At 50.3% G+C, this 2,500-nt stretch carries 2 tRNA genes and 1 rRNA gene (1 of these 3 cut by a window edge); all 3 read right to left on the minus strand.

Features of this window, described 5'->3' with window-relative positions:
* Positions 1–751 (minus strand): 16S ribosomal RNA (locus CIG75_RS18255); it reaches 794 nt to the left of the window's first position.
* Between the two features lie 433 nt (positions 752–1,184).
* A tRNA-Gly gene (locus tag CIG75_RS18260) sits at positions 1,185–1,258 on the minus strand.
* Positions 1,259–1,262: 4 nt separating this feature from the next.
* A tRNA-Met gene (locus tag CIG75_RS18265) sits at positions 1,263–1,338 on the minus strand.
* Between the last annotated feature and the right edge of the window lie 1,162 nt (positions 1,339–2,500).

Raw genomic sequence — 2,500 nt, forward strand, 5'->3', positions numbered from 1 at the left:
TCGGCCAGCAAGGCGCCTTCGCCACAGGTGTTCCTCCACATCTCTACGCATTTCACCGCTACACGTGGAATTCCCCTTGCCTCTCCGATCCTCAAGCCATCCCGTATCCAAGGCAATCCCAAGGTTGAGCCTTGGGCTTTCACCCCGGACGCAAATGGCCGCCTGCGCGCGCTTTACGCCCAGTGATTCCGGACAACGCTTGCCCCCTACGTATTACCGCGGCTGCTGGCACGTAGTTAGCCGGGGCTTCCTCCTCTGTTACCGTCAGGGTGTGAGCATTCTCTTCTCACACTTGTTCTTCACAGAAGACAGAATTTTACAACCCGAAGGCCTTCATCATTCACGCGGCGTTGCTCCATCAGGCTTGCGCCCATTGTGGAAGATTCCCTACTGCTGCCTCCCGTAGGAGTCTGGGCCGTGTCTCAGTCCCAGTGTGGCCGATCACCCTCTCAGGTCGGCTACGCATCGTCGCCTTGGTGAGCCGTTACCTCACCAACTAGCTAATGCGCCGCGGGCTCATCCGACAGTGAAGCGAAAGCTTCTTTCTCGATTCCTTCATGCGAAGGAATCGCTTATCCGGTATTAGCACTCGTTTCCAAGCGTTATCCCAGTCTGTCGGGCAGATTGCCCACGTGTTACTCACCCGTCCGCCGCTAACCTTTGGGAGCAAGCTCCCTCCGGTCCGCTCGACTTGCATGTATTAGGCACGCCGCCAGCGTTCGTCCTGAGCCAGGATCAAACTCTCAATAAAAGTTGAAAAAGTTTGTATCTTGACTCGCATCAGATCTCTGTAACACTCGTTTAGTTTTCAAGGATCAAGAACAGGATGTTCATTGTCCAACGTTGCGACAGGATGTCGCGTTCTTCGTTGGGCTATCAAGTTGTGTCGCTCGAGGCGACGCATATTAACTTACCATATAGGAGAGTAGAAAGTCAAGACCAAATTTCATTCATTTTGCTAGAGCGTCACCTGAACCATTTCTTGCGGCGACATGAGTTATCTTATCATACCCAACGTGGCATCTCGACCCGTACTCCGTAACAAAAGCATACAAAATCACTCACTGGCTAGATTGCCAACACACACCCTCCAGTTTCCTACGTTTCTTGTTCGAATCAAAATGAACACATGAGCATAAAAAAACCTGATTCGACTAAGCGAATCAGGTCATGTCGTGCGTTTTTGGAGCGGGTGATGGGAATCGAACCCACGCGACCAGCTTGGAAGGCTGGAGTTCTACCATTGAACTACACCCGCGTTATGGTTGCGGGGACAGGACTCGAACCTGCGACCTTCGGGTTATGAGCCCGACGAGCTGCCAACTGCTCCACCCCGCGTCAACAAGACCTATCTTACCATGTATCGGAGCTAAGTTACAATCGACCCCTCGAAACAAATTCAAGTAAATTCCAGCAAACAGACAGCTAACCGCCCACCTTCTTCCCCATCCACTCATTCTCTCCCGATTCTCACCCTTCTCGAAGCAACGTACGACCAAATCTCATTAGCCAACTATTTCACTTACCTAACTAACCGATACCGATCTGCTGACCTAGTACGGGTCTCGTCAACAAACGTCCCTTAACATGCTCAACAATCTCCTACTCTCATTGTTTCCTATGCTCAATAAACGATACATCTCAGCGGCAAGTGCAGCACGATGTTTTTTCTCTTCAACACCACACGGACTGTCCATTGATCTAGGTGCTCATCTTCTCCTAGCGGTGCCTACTGTTCCGTTGCCCTGCGCTCCAAGTACCAGACCTCCATTTTTGCTTCAGTATTTCTTCGCTCCACCTCGAACTCGTCACTACTTTTATTGACCTTAGACAACAAAAGGACCCCGTTTCATGAACTGCGCCTCACTTTGCTCCACAGATCATATTCTCCCATGTGGCCAGCGATCTAAATATTAGAGCTCCTCTTTCACTTTGGTGGTCGATCACGCTACTTTGAACATGGTACTCTTTTCGATCTTGCACAACGAGCAAACCATTTCATTGAACCGTGCCCCAAATCTGTTCCTTGCGACAGCCTACTCTCTCTGGATCCTACGCCGTACCTCCGCTCTCGCTTCGATGGTGCGTCGCTCTCCTTCGAACGTGCCACTTATTTTATTGACCTTAGACAACGAAAGAAAGACCATATTCATTGAATTGAACAAGGTTGCCTATTAATCAGTGCGCCTTCTACAGCAGCAGTAGATTACATTACACGACAAAAAAGACCCCGTTCATCGAACTGGGTCTCACATTTACCTAATAACGTTCTACTCTCCCAAGGTCCTGCAGGTCCAAGTACTATACCTCCGCCCTCGCCTTGGTGGTCCTTCGCTTCGTTTCGAACGCGGTACTTCTACTAGTGACCTTGCACAACAAAAAGACCCAGTTCATTGAACTGAGCCTTCATCTTTGCCTAGCGACGTCCTACTCTCCCAAGACCCTGCGGTCCAAGTACCATATCTCCGATACGAACAAGGAACGCGGGAACGATACGACC

It is taken from the genome of Tumebacillus algifaecis, from assembly GCF_002243515.1.
In the GTDB taxonomy this organism is placed as follows: Bacteria; Bacillota; Bacilli; order Tumebacillales; family Tumebacillaceae; genus Tumebacillus_A; species Tumebacillus_A algifaecis.